Genomic DNA, 17,698 nt, shown 5'->3' with positions numbered 1-17,698 from the left:
TGGTTTAATTCAGACATTAATTCCTAGTGGAAAATAAAGCACATAAAATAGCGAAATTAATCGAACAGGCTTGAAATTGCAGGGCCAGACCTGAATAATGAAACGCTGTCGCAGATCGACATTGCGCGCTGTTGGTTACCGTTTTCATTAAATATTTACCTTGAAATAATTCTCTCCAAATATAACAGGACTATTATGGACGCGCATACCCAGGTCATTCACTCCCGCGAACAGGATTTGCAAGCGATTAACACCGCGCTCAACCGTGTGCAGGCGTTGATCGAATTCGACCTGGACGGCACCATCCTGCACGCCAACGAAAATTTCCTGGCCACGGTCGGCTACACGCTGGACGAAGTCCAGGGTCAGCACCATGCCATGTTTTGCGATCCCGAATACGTGCAGTCCGGCGCCTATAAAGCCTTGTGGGACAAGCTGGGGCGCGGTGAGTTCGACCGTGGCGACTACAAGCGCATCGGCAAGGGCGGCCGCGAAATCTGGATCAGCGCGTCGTACAACCCCATCATCGACGACAACGGCAAGCCCTACAAGGTGATCAAGTTTGCCACCGTGATCACCGATAGCAAGCTCAAGAATGCAGAGTACGAAAGCAAGGTCGCTGCCATCGGCAAGGCCCAGGCCGTGATCGAGTTCGACATGTCTGGCCATATCCTCAATGCCAACGATAACTTCCTTGGTGTAATGGGTTACGACATCGATGATATTCAGGGTGAACACCACCGCATGTTTTGCGAACCCGAATATGCCGCCAGCAGCGATTACAAGCGCTTCTGGCAAAAGCTCAATCGCGGTGAATTCGATACGGGACGTTATAAACGAATTGGCAACCATGGTAAAACAGTATGGATACAGGCCACCTATAATCCCGTGCTCGATCTGAACGGCAAACCGTACAAGGTCGTCAAATTTGCCAGCGACATTACCGCCCAGGTGGAACTGGAAACATCGGTGGCTGCCAAGTCGCAAGCGGACAGCGTCAAGATCCACAGCCTGCTGCTGTCGGTCGAGCGCGCTGCTCAGGGCGACCTCACCAGCCAGATCGACATCTCCGGCGACGAAGCGCTCGACCAGCTGGCCGAAGGCATCAGCAAGATGATCGCCGACCTGCGCAAGGTGATCGGCGACGTGGTGGCCTCTGCCAACGGCCTGTCCGACGCTTCGACTACCATTGCCGAGCGCTCCAACGCGGTGGCGGTCGGCACCCAGGCGCTGGGCGCCACGGTCGAGCAAATGAATGCATCGATCGACGGCCTGAGCAGCTCGATCAACATCATCGCCGGCAACAGCACCAATGCCGACGCCCTGGCCAAGGACACCCAGCGCGAGGCAGAAGCCGGCGCCAAGGCGGTCGCCAAGTCGATCGAAGCGATGGACCTGATCAACCGCTCGTCCGAGGACATCGGCGAAATCGTCAAGGTCATCAGCGAAATCGCCACCCAGACCAATATGCTGGCCTTCAACGCCGCCATCGAAGCCGCCCGCGCCGGCGAGCATGGCCTGGGCTTCTCCGTGGTTGCCGACGAAGTGCGCAAGCTGGCCGAGCGTTCGTCGCAGGCCACCAAGGAAATTTCCAAGTTGATTAACGAGTCGGTGAAACGCGTGTCGGCCGGCAGCGAAATTTCGCGCCAGGCCAGCGAAGCGTTCGACAAGATCGTCGCTGGCGTGGCCAAAACCACGGCCGCCATTTCCGACATCTCGATGGCCACCAACGAGCAGCAACTGACTGCGCGCGAAGTGGCCACCGCAGTGCAATATATTGCCGAGGAAGCGGAAAAATCGGCAGCCGCCTGCGACAGCATCGCCCGTTCGACCGAGGGACTGAATCAGCGCGCCGGCGACCTCAACAAAACCGTATCCGGTTTCGTGGTGTAAGCGAGAGCAATGCGATGAACCTGGCCGCCGGCATCCAACCCGAAACGCTCACCGCGCTCATCGCGCTGGTGCGCGAGCACACGGGGATTGCCATGTCCGAGCGCAAAAGCATCCTGCTCGAACGCCGGCTGCGGCCGCGCATGCAGGCACTGGAGATCGGCAGCTACCAGGACTATTTGGACAAGGTGGTCAGGGACCGCGCCGAAGTGCCGCATTTTATCGACCTGGTGACCACCAACGACACCCTGTTCTTCCGTACCCAGCAGGTGTGGGACTACGTGGAGCAGGAATTCCTGCCGCAGTGGCAGCGCGACCACGCGGGCCAGACGCTGAAAATATGGTCGGCGGCAGCCTCGAGCGGCGAAGAATTGTATTCGATGGCCATCCTGTGCGAGGAGTTCAAGGCCAGAACGCCGGGATTCACGTACCAGATTTACGCCACCGATATTTCGCAACAGATTCTGGCGCAGGCGCGCGCGGGCCGCTATGCCGGCCGCTCGGTGGAAAAAATCCGCACCAGCCACCCCGACTGGGTGAAAAAATATTTTCAGGCCAGCAGCCATGGCCTGCAAGTCGTTGAAGCACTGAAAAAAAACGTGGAGTTGGCCCAACACAACCTGCTCACTCCACTGAAGCAAGCAAAACAGTTCGATCTCGTGTTCCTGCGCAATGTCCTGATCTATTTCGACCAGGAACACCAGGAGACCGTCCTGCAGCAAGCCCGCCACAGCATGGCGCCCCATGCCCGGTTAATCCTGGGTGAATCCGAATCGATCTCTGGCCTCGACACCGCCTACCACTTCGACCGGCCGATGATTTACAGGTTCGAAAAATAACGGGCGCCGCCATGCACGCACAACCATCCCTCTTCCCCGCCGACCTCGCCTCCAGGGCGCCATGGTTCGATGCCGACGCCGCGCCGATTGCTGCCGCCGGCGGCCAGCGTTGCTTCCACGTCAATATCGGCGAACTGCGCGTGGGCGCCCGCACCGACCAGTTGCAGGCGCTGCTGGGTTCCTGCGTGGGCATTGCCCTGCTGTGGAAAAAACGCGGCCGCTGCGGCCTGGCCCATTGCCTGCTGCCCGAGTCGCCGCTGCCGCCCACCGAACTGGGCGCGCGCTACGTCAGCCAGGCGGTGCCATCGCTGCTGCGCCTGATGGGCGCCTGCGTGGCCGACTACGCCGATATCGAAGTAGTGGTGGCCGGTGGCGGCAATATGCTCGAAGCGTGCTCGGCGCGCTTCCAGATCGGCCAGCAAAATATCGACGCCGCCCAGAAGCATCTGCGCCTGCACGGATTGCACGTGCGCTTTGCCGAAGTGGGCGGCAAGTGCGGCCGCACCCTGACGGTCGATTGCGCCACCCAGGAAGTACGCGTCAGCGCGATCCAGAAACCGGCGCGGGTGGTGCACCATGCCTGACACCGTGGATAGCAGCATGGTGGTGACGAAGGCGCCGACAACGGCGCCGGAACCGGGTCCGGGGCCGGAACTGTTCGGCTCCTTCCTGCTGGGCCCGGACGAATTCGCCCTGCCCGCCAGCTGCATCCGCGAAGTGGTCAATTACCCGGACAAGATGACGGTCGTGCCGCTGTCGCCGCCCTTCCTCGACGGCATGTTCAACCTGCGCGGCACGGTGATCCCGGTGGTCAACCTCAGCCGCGTGTTCGATCCCGGCGCACCGAAGGCCGACAACAGCCACAAGATCGCCATCCTCGATTACCAGGGCGTGCTGGTGGGCATCCTGTTCCACGCCACCGGTGAAATCCTGCGCGTGCGCCCGGAACAGCGCAGCACCCTCAGCTACGCCCCCGGCGCCGAACATGCCGTGATTGCCGGCACTATCCTGCTGGGGGACGGCGCCCGCCTGCTGCAAGTGCTCGATCCTGCCGCACTGGTGCGCATCGAAAACGTGCCCCACGTGCTGGCGCTGCAAAACGCCGGACGCCAGGCGGCGCGGCGCCACCAGGGCGAACGGCGCCAATGCGTGAGCTTCCGCGCGGCCGGCTCCAAGTTTGCCTTCGACATGAGCGCGATCCAGGAAATTATCCGCGTGCCCGAGATCCAACCGTCCATCCTTAACAGTGCACTGTGCCTGGGCCGCATCAATTTTCGCGGCAGCCCGGTGGCCATCGTGTGCTTCAGCACCTTGCTTACCGCGCCCGGTGCCAGCAAGGAAACCGCGGATGCCAACTGCGCCGCGCGCGAGTTTTTGCCCGACCAGCGCATCGTGATTGCCCGCATCGACGACGCCACTATCGGCTTCCTGGTCGATGCAGTGGACAGCATCGTCAATTACCATGCGGAAGACCTGATGCCGATTCCGCTGCTGAGCCGGGCGCGCGCCGGCATGTTTGCCGGGTGCATCGCCCGGCCGGACCAGGCCGACGTGATCCTGCTCGACCACCGCCAGATCCTGTCGAGCTCGGAAATCGTCGAGATGCGCACCGGCCATGCCCGCTTGTACCCTACCGACGACACGGCAGCAGCGAGCCTGGCTGCGCGCGAAGCGCGGCGCAGCAAGCGCCAGGTCTATCTCACCTTTGCGCTCGATAACATCTATGCGGTCGAAATCAAGCAGGTGCGCGAAATCATCGACTACACGCCGGACATCTCGCGCCCGCCCGGCATGCCCGATTTCATGCGCGGCATGCTCAACCTGCGCCAGCAGATGATCAGCGTGATCGACCTGCGCAGCCTGTACGGCATGGCGCCAGCGGAAACCACCGGCCAGACCAAGATCCTGGTGGTCGAGCGCATGGGCGAACTAGGCGTGGAGAAATTCGGCCTGATGGTCGATGCCGTGCAAAACATCATGACCATCGAAGACAGCCGCCGCTTCACGGCGCCGCGCATCATGCGCGGCGCCGATAGCAACGGTCCCAGCAGTGACATGCCTGACGTGATCGACATCGAGTCCGACGGCGAAGGCGGTACCCAGCAACACCAGACGCTGAGCGTATTCGAATGCGACCGCCTCCTGCAACGGCTGGCACAGGAGCTGCCGGCACTGGCGGCATGAGCGCCGGTGGTTTACAGTAATGCAATCCCGGTGTTTGCCGGTTCTGCAAAACTGAAAGGTCGTTCATGTTCCCGTCCAAGTCCGTAGTCACCGCGCGCCGCGCGCTGGTCCTGCTTCCCCTCGGCCTGCTGAGCGCCAGCGCGTTCGCGCTGTCGCTGTCCGACCTGAGCAACCAGGACGCCTCCGGCGGCGTGAAAGCCGCGCTCGAGCAAGGTGCAAGCTTGGCCGTCGCCAAGCTGGGCGTGGAAAACGGCTTTCTCAACAACGAGCGCGTGCGCATCCCGCTGCCGAAAATCCTCGAGCAGGCCCGGCCGCTGCTGAAGTTGACCGGCAAGGGCCAGCAGCTCGACGACCTGGTGATCCAGATGAACCACGCCGCCGAAGCGGCCGTACCGCTGGCCAAACCGCTGCTGCTCGACGCCGTCAAATCGATGAGCATCACCGACGCCAAGAACATCCTGACCGGCGGCGACACCTCGGTCACCGACTTCTTCCGCGAAAAGACGTCGCCCAAGCTGGCCGTGCAATTCCTGCCCATCGTCAAAAAAGTGACCGACCGCTCCAGCCTGTCCACCAAGTACAACAGCACCATGGCCATGGCGCCCAAGATGGGCCTGGTCACCAAAGAGCAATCCACCGTGGAAGGCTACGTCACCCAGCGCGCCCTCGACGGCCTCTACACGATGATTGCCGAAGAAGAAAAAGCCATCCGCGCCGATCCGATCGGTACGGGCAGCAAATTGCTGGGCAAGGTGTTTGGGGCGATCAGGTAAGCGGCAGACACGGAGAGAATCACAGCGATGATTAGCAGTGAAGAAAGCCTGTTTCTCGATCAGCAAGTAATACCGCTGGAGAAATTTTTGCTTTCCCATCCGCTGGGGAGTTTATTCACCGGTGTTCTCTACACTCCGGACAATGCCTTGCTCACTTCAGTCGAGCTGGACGGCTTTGCGCCCGGGAGGATCACGCTGACTGCCGCAGAGGTAGGTCGGTTATTCCTGGCGCCGGACGAATCGATCGTATCGTTCTCTCGTTTGCCAGAACAACCGAACGGCAATCCAGCGGGGTTCAACGTCAGTTCCGATAACGGCTTTGTGCTCGATGGCGCGCCAGTTCTCGTGATCGCCTACCAGGACAGCCATGGCCCAGGAGTGCGGCTCGATTCCATTCATCTGGCACGTATCATGTTCTCTCCCGATGCGCCTGCGCGCCTGTGCTCGGTCGCCATCGGGCTGATGGCCTGCACGGCCTATCGATATGGATTCAAGCAACTGACACTATTTGCCGGCGGCAGCGGGCCTTCACCTTTGCAGCCGGAGGCTGATGACCTGATCGGCTATTTCATCTGGCCCAAGTTTGGTTTCGATGCCCCCTTGATTGCGGCGGATATCAATATGTGGCCCCAACTTCAAGGCTGTGCATCGGTCCTGGACGTGATGGCGCGCAACAGCGTGCTGTGGGAACAACATGGTCGCGGCCGTGAAATGAGTTTCGATCTGGCTCCAGGAAGCCGCTCATGGCGGGTTCTGATAAACTACCTGTTCAATGCCTTTGCCAGAGTCCCATCATGACCCGCAAGCCGATCACCGATGCTGAATTGATTGCCGCGTATCGATCGGGCGCGGCTGCACGGCGTGCGAGTAGCATTCTTCACAAAGATCGCGCACCTGATGCAGACGGCATCACCCAAAGAGGCGGCGTGGTAACGGTGAAGCTCTCGGCGAATGCCCAGTCTGTTTCCACGCTGGGCGGACAAACCAAAGTGCTCGGCGGCTCCAGAATTTCCATTCCAGAGTTTCGGGCTGCTTTCAAGGCGACGGTTCCAAAACGCCGCACCGCGACGCAGAAATAGCACGCTCCCTCAAGTCCAATTCGCCCATCAACCAGTCCTGACGCTGGTTGCGCGGCAGTTTTGCCGCGCCTGCTGTTATCCGAAACAATAATGCAACAAAGCAAACTGTCGCGGCGGTGTCATCTTCCTGTATTATTTGCCGTCGCCGCGACCCGGGACACGGGGTGCAATCCCGCCACCATAAAAATATCTGGAGCTTAATTTGAGCCTTTTTAGAACGAAGAACCTCGACGATATGATTGCCGGCGCTAACAAGCCCGGTGGTCTGGCCAAAGTACTCGGTCCATTCGATTTGATACTGATGGGCATAGGCGCGATTGTCGGAACCGGCATCTTCGTGTTGACCGGCACCGGCGCCGTGACTGCCGGCCCCGCCCTCACCCTCTCCTTCGTGGTCGCCGCCATCGCCTGCGGCTTTGCCGCCCTCTGTTACGCCGAGTTCGCCTCTTCGGTCCCCGTGGCGGGCTCCATCTACACGTACACATATGCCACCCTCGGTGAGCTGGCCGCCTGGATGATCGGCTGGGACTTGCTGCTCGAATATGGCCTGGCCTCGGCTGCCGTCTCGGTGGGCTGGTCCGGCTATCTGCAGTCGCTGCTGGCGAGCTATGGCTACCAGTTGCCGGTGGCGCTGACCGCTGCCCCGGGCGCCGTGCCGGGTGTGGCCACCATCGTCAACCTGCCGGCGCTGGCGATCATGCTGGTACTGACCGCCATGCTCGGCTGGGGCGTGCGCGAGTCGGCGCGCATGAACAATATCATGGTGGCCATCAAGGTCGGCGTGGTGCTGCTGTTTATCTTTGTGGGCGCACCGCACGTCAAACCGGACAACTGGCAACCCTTCATGCCATACGGCTACAACGGCATGCTGAGCGCAGCCGCGCTGGTATTCTTTGCCTTCATCGGCTTTGACGCCGTGACCTCGGCAGCAGAGGAAGTCAAACGCCCCGAGCGCGATCTGCCGATCGGCATTATCGGCTCGCTGGCCGTGTGCACCATCCTGTACGTGATCGTCGCAGGCATCATGACCGGCATCGTGCCGTACAAGGAATTCCTCGGTGTCGATCACCCGGTTACGCTGGCGCTGCAATATGCCGGTGAAAACTGGATGGCGCGCGTGGTGGATGCTGGCGCCATTCTCGGCATGACCACCGTGATCCTGGTCATGGCCTACGGCCAGACCCGCATCATCTACGCCATGTCGCGCGACGGCCTGCTGCCGAAGAAGCTGTCCACCGTCCACCCGAAATACCAGACGCCGTTCTTTGCGACCTGGATGGTGGGCCTGTTCTTCGGCGTGGTGGCAGCATTCGTGCCGCTCAACATCCTTACCGAGCTGATCAACATCGGCACGCTGGCCGCGTTCAGCCTGGTGTCGATTGCCGTGATCATCATGCGTAAAAAGCGTCCGGACCTCAAGCGCACCTTCCGCGTACCGTTCGTGCCGCTGATCCCGGCGCTGGCAGTGATCTTCTGCGTGATGCTGATGACCTACCTGAGCTGGCATACCTGGGTGGCGTTCGCCATCTGGATCGTGCTGGGTCTGATCGTGTATTTCACCTACTCGCGCAAGCGTTCGCTGCTCAACTGATCCTCCCTGAAACCGGCAAGCCGCAACGGCTTGCCGGCAGGTTCTTAGTTCACGCTGATTTTCCCCGTCCCCGCATTATTCAATACCGACTGCCTGACCGACGAGGCCGCTGCCGGATTGGCGGTGTACGGCGGCGTCCAGCCCACAGAATTGCTGAAGCTGCATTTCCCGGCCAGGTTCAGCGCCGCGCCGTTGAGCAGCGAACCGGTATCGGTGATTGCACCCGACTTGCTGGCCGAGCCCGGATTGTTGACGATGTCCGCGCACGCGCTGGCGCCGGCGATGTCGAACGCGTTGTTCTGCATGATGATCTTGGCCTTGTAGCCGACGCCCACGCTGTACTTGTGCGGATAGACCTTGTGCGAGCGGCTGCCTTCGAAATAATTGTTGAAGACGTGGACCTTGCCGAAGCGCACGCGCGGCGCCCGTTCCGAGATGTGCAGGAAATGGTTGTTGTTGAAGGTAACAGTCAGGTGGCCATCGTCGGACGTGGTGCTGTCCGATGAGCCGATCAGGTTGTTCTTCTGGTGCAGCTCGAAGCGGTTGTTGGAAATGGTCACGTAGTCCGAGCCATTCTTGACGTCGAGCGCGGCATCGTGGCACTGCTTGAGGCGGCCATTGGCGGTGGGCAGCTGGTCGTCGGTCTTGGGGGCATCGGTAAACACGTTGTGGTCGATCCAGATGTTCTTCGAGTTTGCAATGTTGATGCCGTCGTACTCGGAGTTCCAGTTGCCCGCACTGCCATCTTCCGGGTCCCAGATCGGATTGATGTCGCACGGATTGACGATATTGAGGTTGCGGATGATGACGTTCTGGATGCCGTTGAGGATCAGGCCGGCGTTGACGAGCTTGGTGTCGGAACCCATGCCGATCAGCGTGGTGTTGCTGGTCAGCTTGATTTGCAGCCGCGCCTTCTGGTCGGCGGCGTTCTTGTAGGGGCCGCCGTTATCGGCCGTGGTTGGATCGATGGTGCCGTACAGCTTGATAATCTTGGGCTTGTCACCCTGCGCCTTGATCGCGGCCAGCAGTTGCGCTGCCGAGCTGACCTTGTAGGTCGCCGCCGACGAGGCGCCGGCGCCACCCTTGGTGCCGCCATTCTGGCCGGCCCAGCCGTTCGATGGCGCGGTTTGCAGGGTGTCGTCGGCAAAGGCCGGAGCGGTCGCGAAAGCTGCGAGGACAGCCAGGGCGGCGCCGGTCATTTTGATGCTGATAGTCATGTGTCTTCTCCGTTATTGTTATAGGGATAATTCCCTAAAGCAACGCTAGCAGAAAAAGACAACTGAAAGTATGAGAATATCCGTGTAGAAATAGATATCTTTTAAATAATCAATCAATTGATTGAAAGATTGCTCTAAATAACAACACTAAATGACAACAAAATCGAGCGCACGCAGGAAACTGGCGGCCTGCGCATGCGAAATTACGGCGCCCTTGAACACGGCCGCATCCGACAGTTTCAGCCCCTCGATATCGGCCGCGCGCAAGTCGGCGCCCTGGAATTTGGCCAGCTTGAGCGTGGCGTTGCGCAAGCTGCCGCCTTCGAACACGGACTCGCGGAAGTCGCAGCCAGCCAGGTAGGCATCGGAGAAATCGAGCTCTTTCAGGGTCGCTTTTTTGAACGAAAAGCCGCGCAGATCGGCGCCCACCAGCAGGCTTTCTTCGAACAGCAGGCCCAGGTGCGCGACTTCCTCGAACGAGGCGCCGGTCAGCTTGCAACCGCGATAGCTGACCGAAGCCAGCTTGGCGCGGCGCCACTTGGTGTTGTTCAGGTCGCAGCTATCGAAGCGGGCATCGACCGCGTCCACCGATTCGAAATCAGCGCCGCCAGCGCGGCAGCGCTGCCACACGGTGCGCGCCAGTTTGGCGGCAAACAGGTTGGCGCCGCCGAACGTGCAGCGGTCGAACGTACAGCCTTGCAGGTCGAGGCGCGACAGGTCCTCGTCGTCGAACGTGCATTGTTCGAAGTGACGGGTGTCTTGCGCGAGGTGGTGTTCGAGTTCGGAGCGGTCCAGCGCAAGGCCGGAGAAGGTGGAATTGGTTGATGCCATCGGATTGTCCTCAATGGCCGGCAGATACATGGTCAACGCACCAGGCGCACCACCACGCATCCCCGGACGGTTAGGAGAACCTATCTCAGCAGGGAATGAGGCGCTGCTTGCGCGCCTCGGCAGCGGGGCCGGCGTTGCTCGTCATCGCATGGCCTGCCATGCTTCTTCCTCGCGCCTTGCCCCCACTACCGATGCATCGCAATCCGCTGCCCCATCCCTACTGAGATAGGTTCTCTGTCAAGATCGGCGCCGTGGGTCCGCTGTGCGGGAGCATCTCCCATAGCGGGACACTTGCCGGGTTACCAACCGGCTTGCTCATTTTCGACTCGGCGCTATTTTACCCGCATCGGCGCTAGGCGTGTGACCGGTCCTGCGCGCCCTGCCCTACAATGCAATCAAATTGACCCGGGGGAATACTCGTGGAACACGAAGTCGACATCATCCGCCAGCTCGACGACCAGGAAGAAGTGCTGCAACGCGCGCGCCTGCGCACCATGCAACTGGTTGCACTGGGCCTGTTATTGATTGCCGCGCTGCTGTTCGCGCTGGCCCGCTCGCAACGCCATGCGCATCCTGCCTGGGGCTATCTGGAAGCTTTTTCCGAAGCGGCCATGATCGGTGCGATTGCCGACTGGTTCGCGGTGGTGGCGCTGTTCCGCCACCCGCTCGGCATTCCGCTGTGGCACACCGCCATCATCCCCAACAGCAAGGAACGCATCGGCAAGAGCCTGGGCCAGTTCGTCGAAAACCATTTTATTACCGAAGCGGCCATCAACGCCCGCCTGCGCGAGCTAGACCTTGCAGGCAGGGCCGGCAACTACCTGCAGCAGCCGGCCAACGCCGCGAGCCTGTCCCAGTGGACCGGCCCCGCGCTGGAAAAGCTGCTGCATTCGCTCGACCAGGACAAGATGCGGCGCATGGTGTGCGACACCGCCACCCGCGAACTGGCGCGCCTGGACCTGGCCAGCCTGGCCGGCGACTGCGTCGATGCGCTGATCGCCGAAGACCAGCCGCAGCATCTGGTGGACCTGCTGCTCGACCAGTTGGGCGAGTACCTGGCGCACGAGGACAACCACGAGACCATCGGCAACATGGTGCAAAGCGCGGTCAATACCGACAGCTCGGTGGTCGAATACGCGCTGCACAAGGCCATGCCGCGCCTGATCCGCTCCACCATCCGCAAGGTGGCCGACGTGCGCGCCGACCGCAATCATCCGCTGCGCGCGCGCTTGGGCGTCTGGATCGCCGAAAGCGCGCTGCGGCTGAAGGCCGACCCGCTATGGCAGGACGCCATCAGCCGCTACCAGCAAGACGCACTGGCCAGCGACAAGATCCGGCACATGCTCGAAGGCCTGTGGGATGCACTGCACGCACGCGCACTGGCCGACCTGCACACGGAGACGCCAGGCGTGCCGGCCGGCGTGCAAAAGCTGGTGGAAAAAGCGGGCCGCATGCTGACCGAAAACCAGTCGATGCGCGAAGGCCTGAACCGCCTGCTGGAAGCGGGCAGCGCGCAACTGGTGCGCAACTATCGCGGCGAAGTGGGCCTGTTCATCGAAACCCAGCTGGCCAGGTGGACCCGCGACGAAATGAGCAAGCGCATCGAACTGGCGATCGGGCGCGATTTGCAGTTCATCCGCATCAATGGCACGGTGGTGGGTGGGCTGGCGGGGTTGGTGATTCATGTGATTGTGCAGTATACGGGGTAGCAGGTCGCCAGCCGAGACAAGCCGTGACACCTGTCCGCCTGTTGGACTGGCCCCGCCCTTCAACTTGCTTTACCATGCGGGGTCTTTCATCCCCGTGCGCTCCATGAGACCAGCTGCCGCCACACTCTTTAAACGCCGCCTGATGGTCGCCGCCCTGCTGGCATTGCCGCTGGCGGCCCTGGCCGATCCGGGGCACGTCCACGAGCTCACGCCTGCCAGTGCCGATACGCTGACCGTGGTCGGGCCGTGGGAGTTGACCGGACTGGAACCGTCGCGCAGCGGCTTCATGTTTACCCGCATGGAAGTCACGCAAACCCTGCTCGACGTCGATGACCAGGGCCGCCTGCGGGCCGGCGCGGCCAGCACCTGGGAAGTATCGAGCGACCAGCGCGAATGGCGGTTCTTCATCCGCCAGGGCAACCGCTTCCACGACGGCTCCGCGCTTACCGCCAATACCGCGCTGGTGTCGTTGCAACGGGCCTTGAGCACGCCCGGCGTGCTGCAACTGGCCGGCATCGACGACCTGTACGCGGAGCGCGGCGCCATCGTGGTGCGGCTGCGCAAACCGTTTGCGCCGCTGCCGTACCTGTTCACCCAGTACAGCACGCAACTGCTGGCGCCATCGTCGTTCAACGCCACCGGCCGCGTAACGGCCATTGTCGGCAGCGGCCCGTATCGCATCAAGTCGATGACCCTGCCGCAGATGTTCGAAACCGAGTTTGCCGAAACCTGGAATGGCGACGCCCCGAACGTGCGGCGCGCGCGCTACATCAGCGTGTCGCGCGCGGAGACGCGGGCGCTGATGGCGCAAAGCCGCCAGGCCGATCTCGCCTTCACGCTCGATCCGCCCAGCATCCGCCGCCTGCAACGCCAGCAAGGCGTGTCGCTGGTGGCGCAGAACCTGCCGCGCACCACCTTCCTCAAGCTCAATGCCGCCCACCCGTTCATGCGCGACGAACGGGTGCGCCGTGCGATCAGTCTGGGTGTGGAACGCGACGGCATTGCCCGCGCACTGCTGCGCGACGCCGACCTGGGCGCCACCCAGCTGTTCCCGCCCGCCCTGACGCAGTGGCACCAGCCGGCGCTGGCGCCGTTGCGCACCGACCCTGCCGCCGCCCGCGCGCTGTTGAAGGAAGCCGGCTTCATGCCGGGCGCCGATGGCATCCTGGTGAAAGGCGGCCGGCGTTTTGCCATCACGCTGTACACCTTTGTCGATCGCCCCGAGCTGCCGCTGATCGCCTCCGCGATCCAGGAAGAGATGCGCCAGATCGGCATCGCCGTGCGGGTAGTGGTCGGCAACTCCAGCGACATCCCGGCCGGCCATCGCAGCGGATCGCTGGACATGGGACTGGTCGCCCGCAACTTCGGTACCACGCCCGATCCCACCGCCACCATGGTCGGCGACTACACCAACGGCGGCGGCGACTGGGGCGCCATGAACTGGCACGACGCCGCGCTCGATGCCGCCCTGGCGCGCCTGGCCACGGGCGCCGCGCCGGCCGCGCAGCAGGCCGACCGCGCCATCGTCGCCACGCGCCTGCAGGCATCGCTGCCGGTCGTGCCGATCGTCTGGTACCGGCAAACGATTGCCGTCTCCAGCCGCGTGCGCAACGTGACCATCGACGCCTTCGAGCGCAGCTACCGACTATCGGACATCAAATGGAATCCCTGACACCCTGGATCGATACCGCGCGGCGCTGGTCGCCGCTGCTGGGCCGGCGCCTGCTGCAGGCGCTGCTGGTCGCGCTGCTGGTGGGCACGCTGTGCTTCTTCATGACGCGCTGGCTGCCCGGCGACACCGCGTTCCGCATCGCTGCCGGCCGCTATGGCTACGACATGGTCGATGCCGCCGCCGCCGAAGCAGTGCGCGCGGAGCTGGGCCTGAACCGCCCCGCGCTTGCAGCGCTGGCCGACTGGTGGGGGCGGCTGCTCCGGCTCGACCTGGGCCTGTCGCTGGTGACCGCGCAGCCGGTGCTCACCGAGATCGGACTGCAACTGGGCCAGACCCTGCGCCTGTCGTTCTGGGCGGTGCTGCTGTCGGTGCTGCTCGGTCCCATCCCCGGCGTGCTGGCGGGCTTGCATCCCGGCGGCTGGTTCGACCGCGCCACGCTGGCGTTGTCGGTCATGCTGCGCGCGATGCCGCCGTTTGTGCTGGGACTGGTGCTAGTACTGGTGTTTTCGGTGGAACTGAACGCGCTGCCGGCTGCCGGCCACGTCGATCACGGCAGCGTGGCGCTGCCGGCGCTGACGCTGGCAATCGGCCTCGCGGCCGTATCGTCGCGGGTGGCGCGCGACGCCATGGTGGCCGTGCGCGGCAGCGCCTATTATGCGTTCGCGCTGACCAAGGGCCTGTCGCCCTGGCAGGCGCTCATGCGCCACGGCGTGCGCAATGTTGGCGCGCCGGTGGTGGCCTACGTGGCGGTGCAACTGGTGTACCTGGTGGAAGGCGTGGTGCTGGTGGAGACCATCTTCGCCTGGCCCGGCATCGGCCACGCGCTGGTGCACGCCATCTTCGGTCGCGACGTGCCGATGATCCAGGGCACGGCGCTGGTGCTGGGCCTGATGTTCGTGCTGTTCAACGCGCTGGTGGACCTGGCCTGCGCCGCCATCGATCCGCGCAGGCGGCCGCAATGAACGCCATGCCTGATACGCCCGACCTGCACGAAGCGCTGCTGGCAGCGAGTCCCCCACGGCGCTGGTCCGCCGCGCGCGTGATCGGGGCGGCCATGCTGATTGCGATCGCCGCGTTTGCCCTGCTCGGCCCCTGGCTGATCGGCGTCGATCCGGCGCGGCAGACGCTGGCGCGCTTCCTGGAGGCGCCCAGCCTGGCGCACCCGCTCGGCCTCGACCACCTGGGCCGCAGCATGCTGGCCCGCCTGGCCGACGCCTCCCGCCTGTCGCTGTCGATGGCGCTGCTGAGCGTTTTGAGCGCCGCCATCCCCGGCACCGCGCTGGCGCTGCTGGCGGCCTGGCGCGGCGGCTGGGCCGAACGCATGCTGACTGCGCTGGCCGACGCCATCCTCGCCCTGCCCGGCCTACTGCTGGTGCTGCTGCTGGCCGCGTTCGCGCCTGGCCAGTTCTGGCCCCTGTACGTGGGCATCTCGCTGGCGCTGTGGGTCGAATACTTCCGCGTGGTGCGGGCGGCGGCCACCATCATGCTGGCCAGCCCGCAGGTGGAGGCGTCGCGCCTGCTGGGCTTTGGCGCCTGGTACATCGTGCGTCGCCACCTGCTGCCGGAACTGCGTCCGCGCATATTGACGCTGATGCGCTTCGGTTACGCCGGCGCCGTGCTGGCCATGGCGGCGTTGGGCTTCATCGGCGTGGGCCTGCAGCCACCGACGGCGGAACTGGGCGTGATGATGATCGAACTGCTGCCGTATTACAGCGAGGCGCCATGGCTGGTCGGCGCCCCCATTTTCATTTTGTTCGCCACCTTGCTGGGCATGATCCTGCTGGGCAGCGGAGACACGCATGAACGATAACGATTCGATCACCGGCAACCGCAAATCGCCCGCGGCGCCAATCGCTGCCGCCCACCTGGCCGTCAGCGACCTGTCGGTAGGGACGCCAGGCCATGCGCTGGTGCGCGCGGTGGATCTGCATATTCCGGCCGGCGGCGTGCTGACGCTGTTGGGCGAAAGCGGCTCCGGCAAATCGCTGCTGGCGCAAGCCATCATGGGCAACCTGCCGGCATCTCTGTCATGCAGCGGCACCGTGGAAGTGGGCGGTCACCGGTTCGACGCGGCCGACCTGGCAGCACGCCGCGCGCTGTGGGGCCGGCAGCTGGCGCTGCTGCCGCAGGAGCCGTGGCTGGCGCTCGATCCGACCATGCGCGTGGCGCGCCAGATCGCCGAGGTGCACGAGCTGGTGGCCGGCATGGCGCCGGAGGTGGCGGCGCCCACCGCGCAAGCGGGGCTCGAGCGCCTGGGCATGGGCGGCGCCGGCGAAAAATATCCGTTCCAGATCTCGGGCGGCATGGCGCAGCGCGTGGCGTTCCTGGCCACCCACGCCGCCGGCGCGCCGGTGATGATCATCGACGAACCGACCAAGGGGCTGGACGCCGACCGCCGCGCCGACGTGCTGGCCGTGCTGCGCGCGGCCATCGCCGACGGCCTCACCCTGCTCACCATCACCCACGACGTGTGGCTGGCGCGCCAGTTGCGCGGCCAGGTGGCGGTGATGCTGGGCGGCGAGATCGTCGAACGCGGCGACACCACGACCGTGCTGGCCGCGCCCGGCCACGCGTACACGCGGCGCCTGCTGGCGGCGGAGCCGGCCGCCTGGCCGCACCTGGCGCCGGTGAAGTCCGACGTAGGCGAGGTACTTGTCCACATCGACAACGTGAAAAAAAGCTTCGGCGCGCAGCACCTGTTTGCCGGCGTGACGGCGCAGATCCGGCGCGGCGAATTCATCGCCGTGACCGGTCCCAGCGGCTCCGGCAAAACCACATTCGGCAATATCGTGCTGGGCCTGCTGCGGCCGGACAGCGGCACGGTCACGCGCGGGATGGGCCTGCCGCGCACGGCATTCCAGAAAATCTACCAGGATCCGGCGGCGGCGTTCGCACCGTCCGCCACCCTGCGCCAGTCGCTGCAGGACGTGGTCGCGCTGCACCGGCTGGCGTGGCCGGAGCTGGAGGGCTTGCTCACGCGCCTGCGCTTGCGCCCCGGCCTGCTCGACCGGCTGCCGTCGCAGGTGTCGGGCGGCGAGTTGCAGCGGTTCGCGCTGGCGCGGGTGCTGCTGCTGCGCCCCGCGCTGATCTTTGCCGATGAACCGACTTCGCGGCTCGATCCCGTCACCCAGCAGGAAACCCTGGTGCTGCTGGCCGAACACGCCCGGGAGTACGGCTGCGCGGTGCTGCTGGTGACGCACGACGCCGATATTCCGGCGCGCATGGCCACCCGGGTGATCAGCCTGTCGGCATCGCGTTCATCGGTGCCCTGACCAACAGACAGCCACGGTAACAGCGCCTACCATGCCCCATGGAGGCCACATGAAACACTACCGCAAACACGATTACGACCTGGCAGAGATCCGCCGGCTGCTCGAGCCCGGCCCGGTCGTACTGGTCAGTTCCGCCCACGGCGACCAGACCAATATCATGACCATGGGCTGGCACATGATGATCGGCTTCACGCCCGCGCTGGTGGGCTGCTATATCGATCCGTCCAACCACAGCTACGACATGGTGGTGGGCAGCGGCGAGTGCGTGATCAACATCCCCACCGCCGACCTGCTCGAGCAGGTAATCGGCATCGGCAACTGCAGCGGTAGCGACACCGACAAATTCGCCCGCTTCGGGTTGACCGCCCGGCCGGGTGTGGAAGTGGCCGCACCACTGATTGACGAATGCTATGCCAGCTTCGAATGCCGGCTGGCCGACGCCACGCCCAACCCGAACGCGCCGCTGTTCGTGTGGCAGGTGGTACGCGCCCACGTCGCCGCCACTCCCAAGCTGCCCGAAACGCTGCACTATCGCGGCGACGGCCAGTTCATGATCTCGGGCCGCGAGATCGATACGCGCTCGCGCTACCCGGGCCAGACCCGTTGATTTTCAAACGTCGGCGTACCATCACCGGGGAACA

At 63.6% G+C, this 17,698-nt stretch carries 16 protein-coding genes; 14 read left to right on the top strand and 2 right to left on the bottom strand.

Annotated features, from left to right (window positions below; translation table 11 throughout):
* Positions 1-195 precede the first annotated feature (195 nt).
* From F8197_RS04215 to F8197_RS04180, 8 genes are all read left to right on the top strand, one after another.
* A complete protein-coding gene (locus tag F8197_RS04215; protein WP_152880194.1) occupies positions 196-1,893 on the top strand; it encodes a methyl-accepting chemotaxis protein in 1,698 nt (565 codons plus the stop codon).
* A 14-nt stretch (positions 1,894-1,907) separates the two neighbouring features.
* Entirely contained in the window at positions 1,908-2,729 is an 822-nt protein-coding gene (locus F8197_RS04210; protein ID WP_152880192.1) for a protein-glutamate O-methyltransferase CheR, read from the top strand.
* A gap of 11 nt (positions 2,730-2,740) precedes the next feature.
* Positions 2,741-3,313, top strand: coding sequence for a chemotaxis protein CheD (locus F8197_RS04205; protein ID WP_152880190.1), 573 nt, complete (start codon positions 2,741-2,743; stop codon positions 3,311-3,313).
* Complete coding sequence (locus F8197_RS04200; protein ID WP_227012059.1) at positions 3,306-4,913, top strand: chemotaxis protein CheW; 1,608 nt, start codon at positions 3,306-3,308, stop codon at positions 4,911-4,913. The genes F8197_RS04205 and F8197_RS04200 overlap by 8 nt, the downstream gene beginning before the upstream one ends.
* 65 nt (positions 4,914-4,978) lie before the next feature.
* A complete protein-coding gene (locus F8197_RS04195) occupies positions 4,979-5,686 on the top strand; it encodes a DUF4197 domain-containing protein (RefSeq protein ID WP_152880188.1) in 708 nt (235 codons plus the stop codon).
* Between the two features lie 27 nt (positions 5,687-5,713).
* Positions 5,714-6,484: a hypothetical protein gene (locus F8197_RS04190; RefSeq protein ID WP_152880186.1), complete on the top strand. Its 771-nt coding sequence runs from the start codon at positions 5,714-5,716 to the stop codon at positions 6,482-6,484.
* Entirely contained in the window at positions 6,481-6,765 is a 285-nt protein-coding gene (locus F8197_RS04185) for a hypothetical protein (RefSeq protein WP_152880184.1), read from the top strand. The genes F8197_RS04190 and F8197_RS04185 overlap by 4 nt, the downstream gene beginning before the upstream one ends.
* 202 nt (positions 6,766-6,967) lie before the next feature.
* Complete coding sequence (locus F8197_RS04180; RefSeq protein ID WP_040377595.1) at positions 6,968-8,356, top strand: amino acid permease; 1,389 nt, start codon at positions 6,968-6,970, stop codon at positions 8,354-8,356.
* A gap of 44 nt (positions 8,357-8,400) precedes the next feature.
* Here F8197_RS04180 and F8197_RS04175 read toward each other — a convergent pair whose 3' ends face one another.
* Both F8197_RS04175 and F8197_RS04170 read right to left on the bottom strand, forming a co-directional pair.
* The gene (locus tag F8197_RS04175) at positions 8,401-9,573 is read right to left on the bottom strand and encodes a polysaccharide lyase family 1 protein (RefSeq protein WP_227012058.1); all 1,173 of its coding nucleotides are present in this window, start codon (positions 9,571-9,573) and stop codon (positions 8,401-8,403) included.
* Between the two features lie 147 nt (positions 9,574-9,720).
* A complete protein-coding gene (locus F8197_RS04170) occupies positions 9,721-10,404 on the bottom strand; it encodes a pentapeptide repeat-containing protein (RefSeq protein WP_227012057.1) in 684 nt (227 codons plus the stop codon).
* Between the two features lie 419 nt (positions 10,405-10,823).
* Here F8197_RS04170 and F8197_RS04165 point away from each other — a divergent pair, with 419 nt between their 5' ends.
* The 6 genes from F8197_RS04165 to F8197_RS04140 all read left to right on the top strand — a co-directional run bounded on the left by F8197_RS04165 (position 10,824) and on the right by F8197_RS04140 (position 17,664).
* Positions 10,824-12,113, top strand: coding sequence for a DUF445 domain-containing protein (locus F8197_RS04165; protein ID WP_373996784.1), 1,290 nt, complete (start codon positions 10,824-10,826; stop codon positions 12,111-12,113).
* 103 nt (positions 12,114-12,216) lie between these two features.
* A complete protein-coding gene (locus F8197_RS04160; RefSeq protein ID WP_227012056.1) occupies positions 12,217-13,785 on the top strand; it encodes an ABC transporter substrate-binding protein in 1,569 nt (522 codons plus the stop codon).
* A complete protein-coding gene (locus tag F8197_RS04155) occupies positions 13,773-14,747 on the top strand; it encodes an ABC transporter permease (RefSeq protein WP_152880181.1) in 975 nt (324 codons plus the stop codon). The genes F8197_RS04160 and F8197_RS04155 overlap by 13 nt, the downstream gene beginning before the upstream one ends.
* The gene (locus F8197_RS04150) at positions 14,744-15,595 is read left to right on the top strand and encodes an ABC transporter permease (RefSeq protein WP_152880179.1); all 852 of its coding nucleotides are present in this window, start codon (positions 14,744-14,746) and stop codon (positions 15,593-15,595) included. Before F8197_RS04155 ends, F8197_RS04150 begins: the two co-directional genes overlap by 4 nt.
* Positions 15,585-17,057: an ABC transporter ATP-binding protein gene (locus F8197_RS04145; RefSeq protein ID WP_152880177.1), complete on the top strand. Its 1,473-nt coding sequence runs from the start codon at positions 15,585-15,587 to the stop codon at positions 17,055-17,057. Before F8197_RS04150 ends, F8197_RS04145 begins: the two co-directional genes overlap by 11 nt.
* 49 nt (positions 17,058-17,106) lie before the next feature.
* Entirely contained in the window at positions 17,107-17,664 is a 558-nt protein-coding gene (locus F8197_RS04140; RefSeq protein WP_152880175.1) for a flavin reductase family protein, read from the top strand.
* Positions 17,665-17,698 lie beyond the last annotated feature (34 nt).

This window comes from Duganella sp. FT27W, assembly GCF_009295655.1.
GTDB lineage: Bacteria > Pseudomonadota > Gammaproteobacteria > Burkholderiales > Burkholderiaceae_D > Rugamonas > Rugamonas zoogloeoides.
The sequence above is the reverse complement of the archived record's forward strand: the minus strand, read 5'-3'. Positions and strand labels throughout refer to the sequence as shown.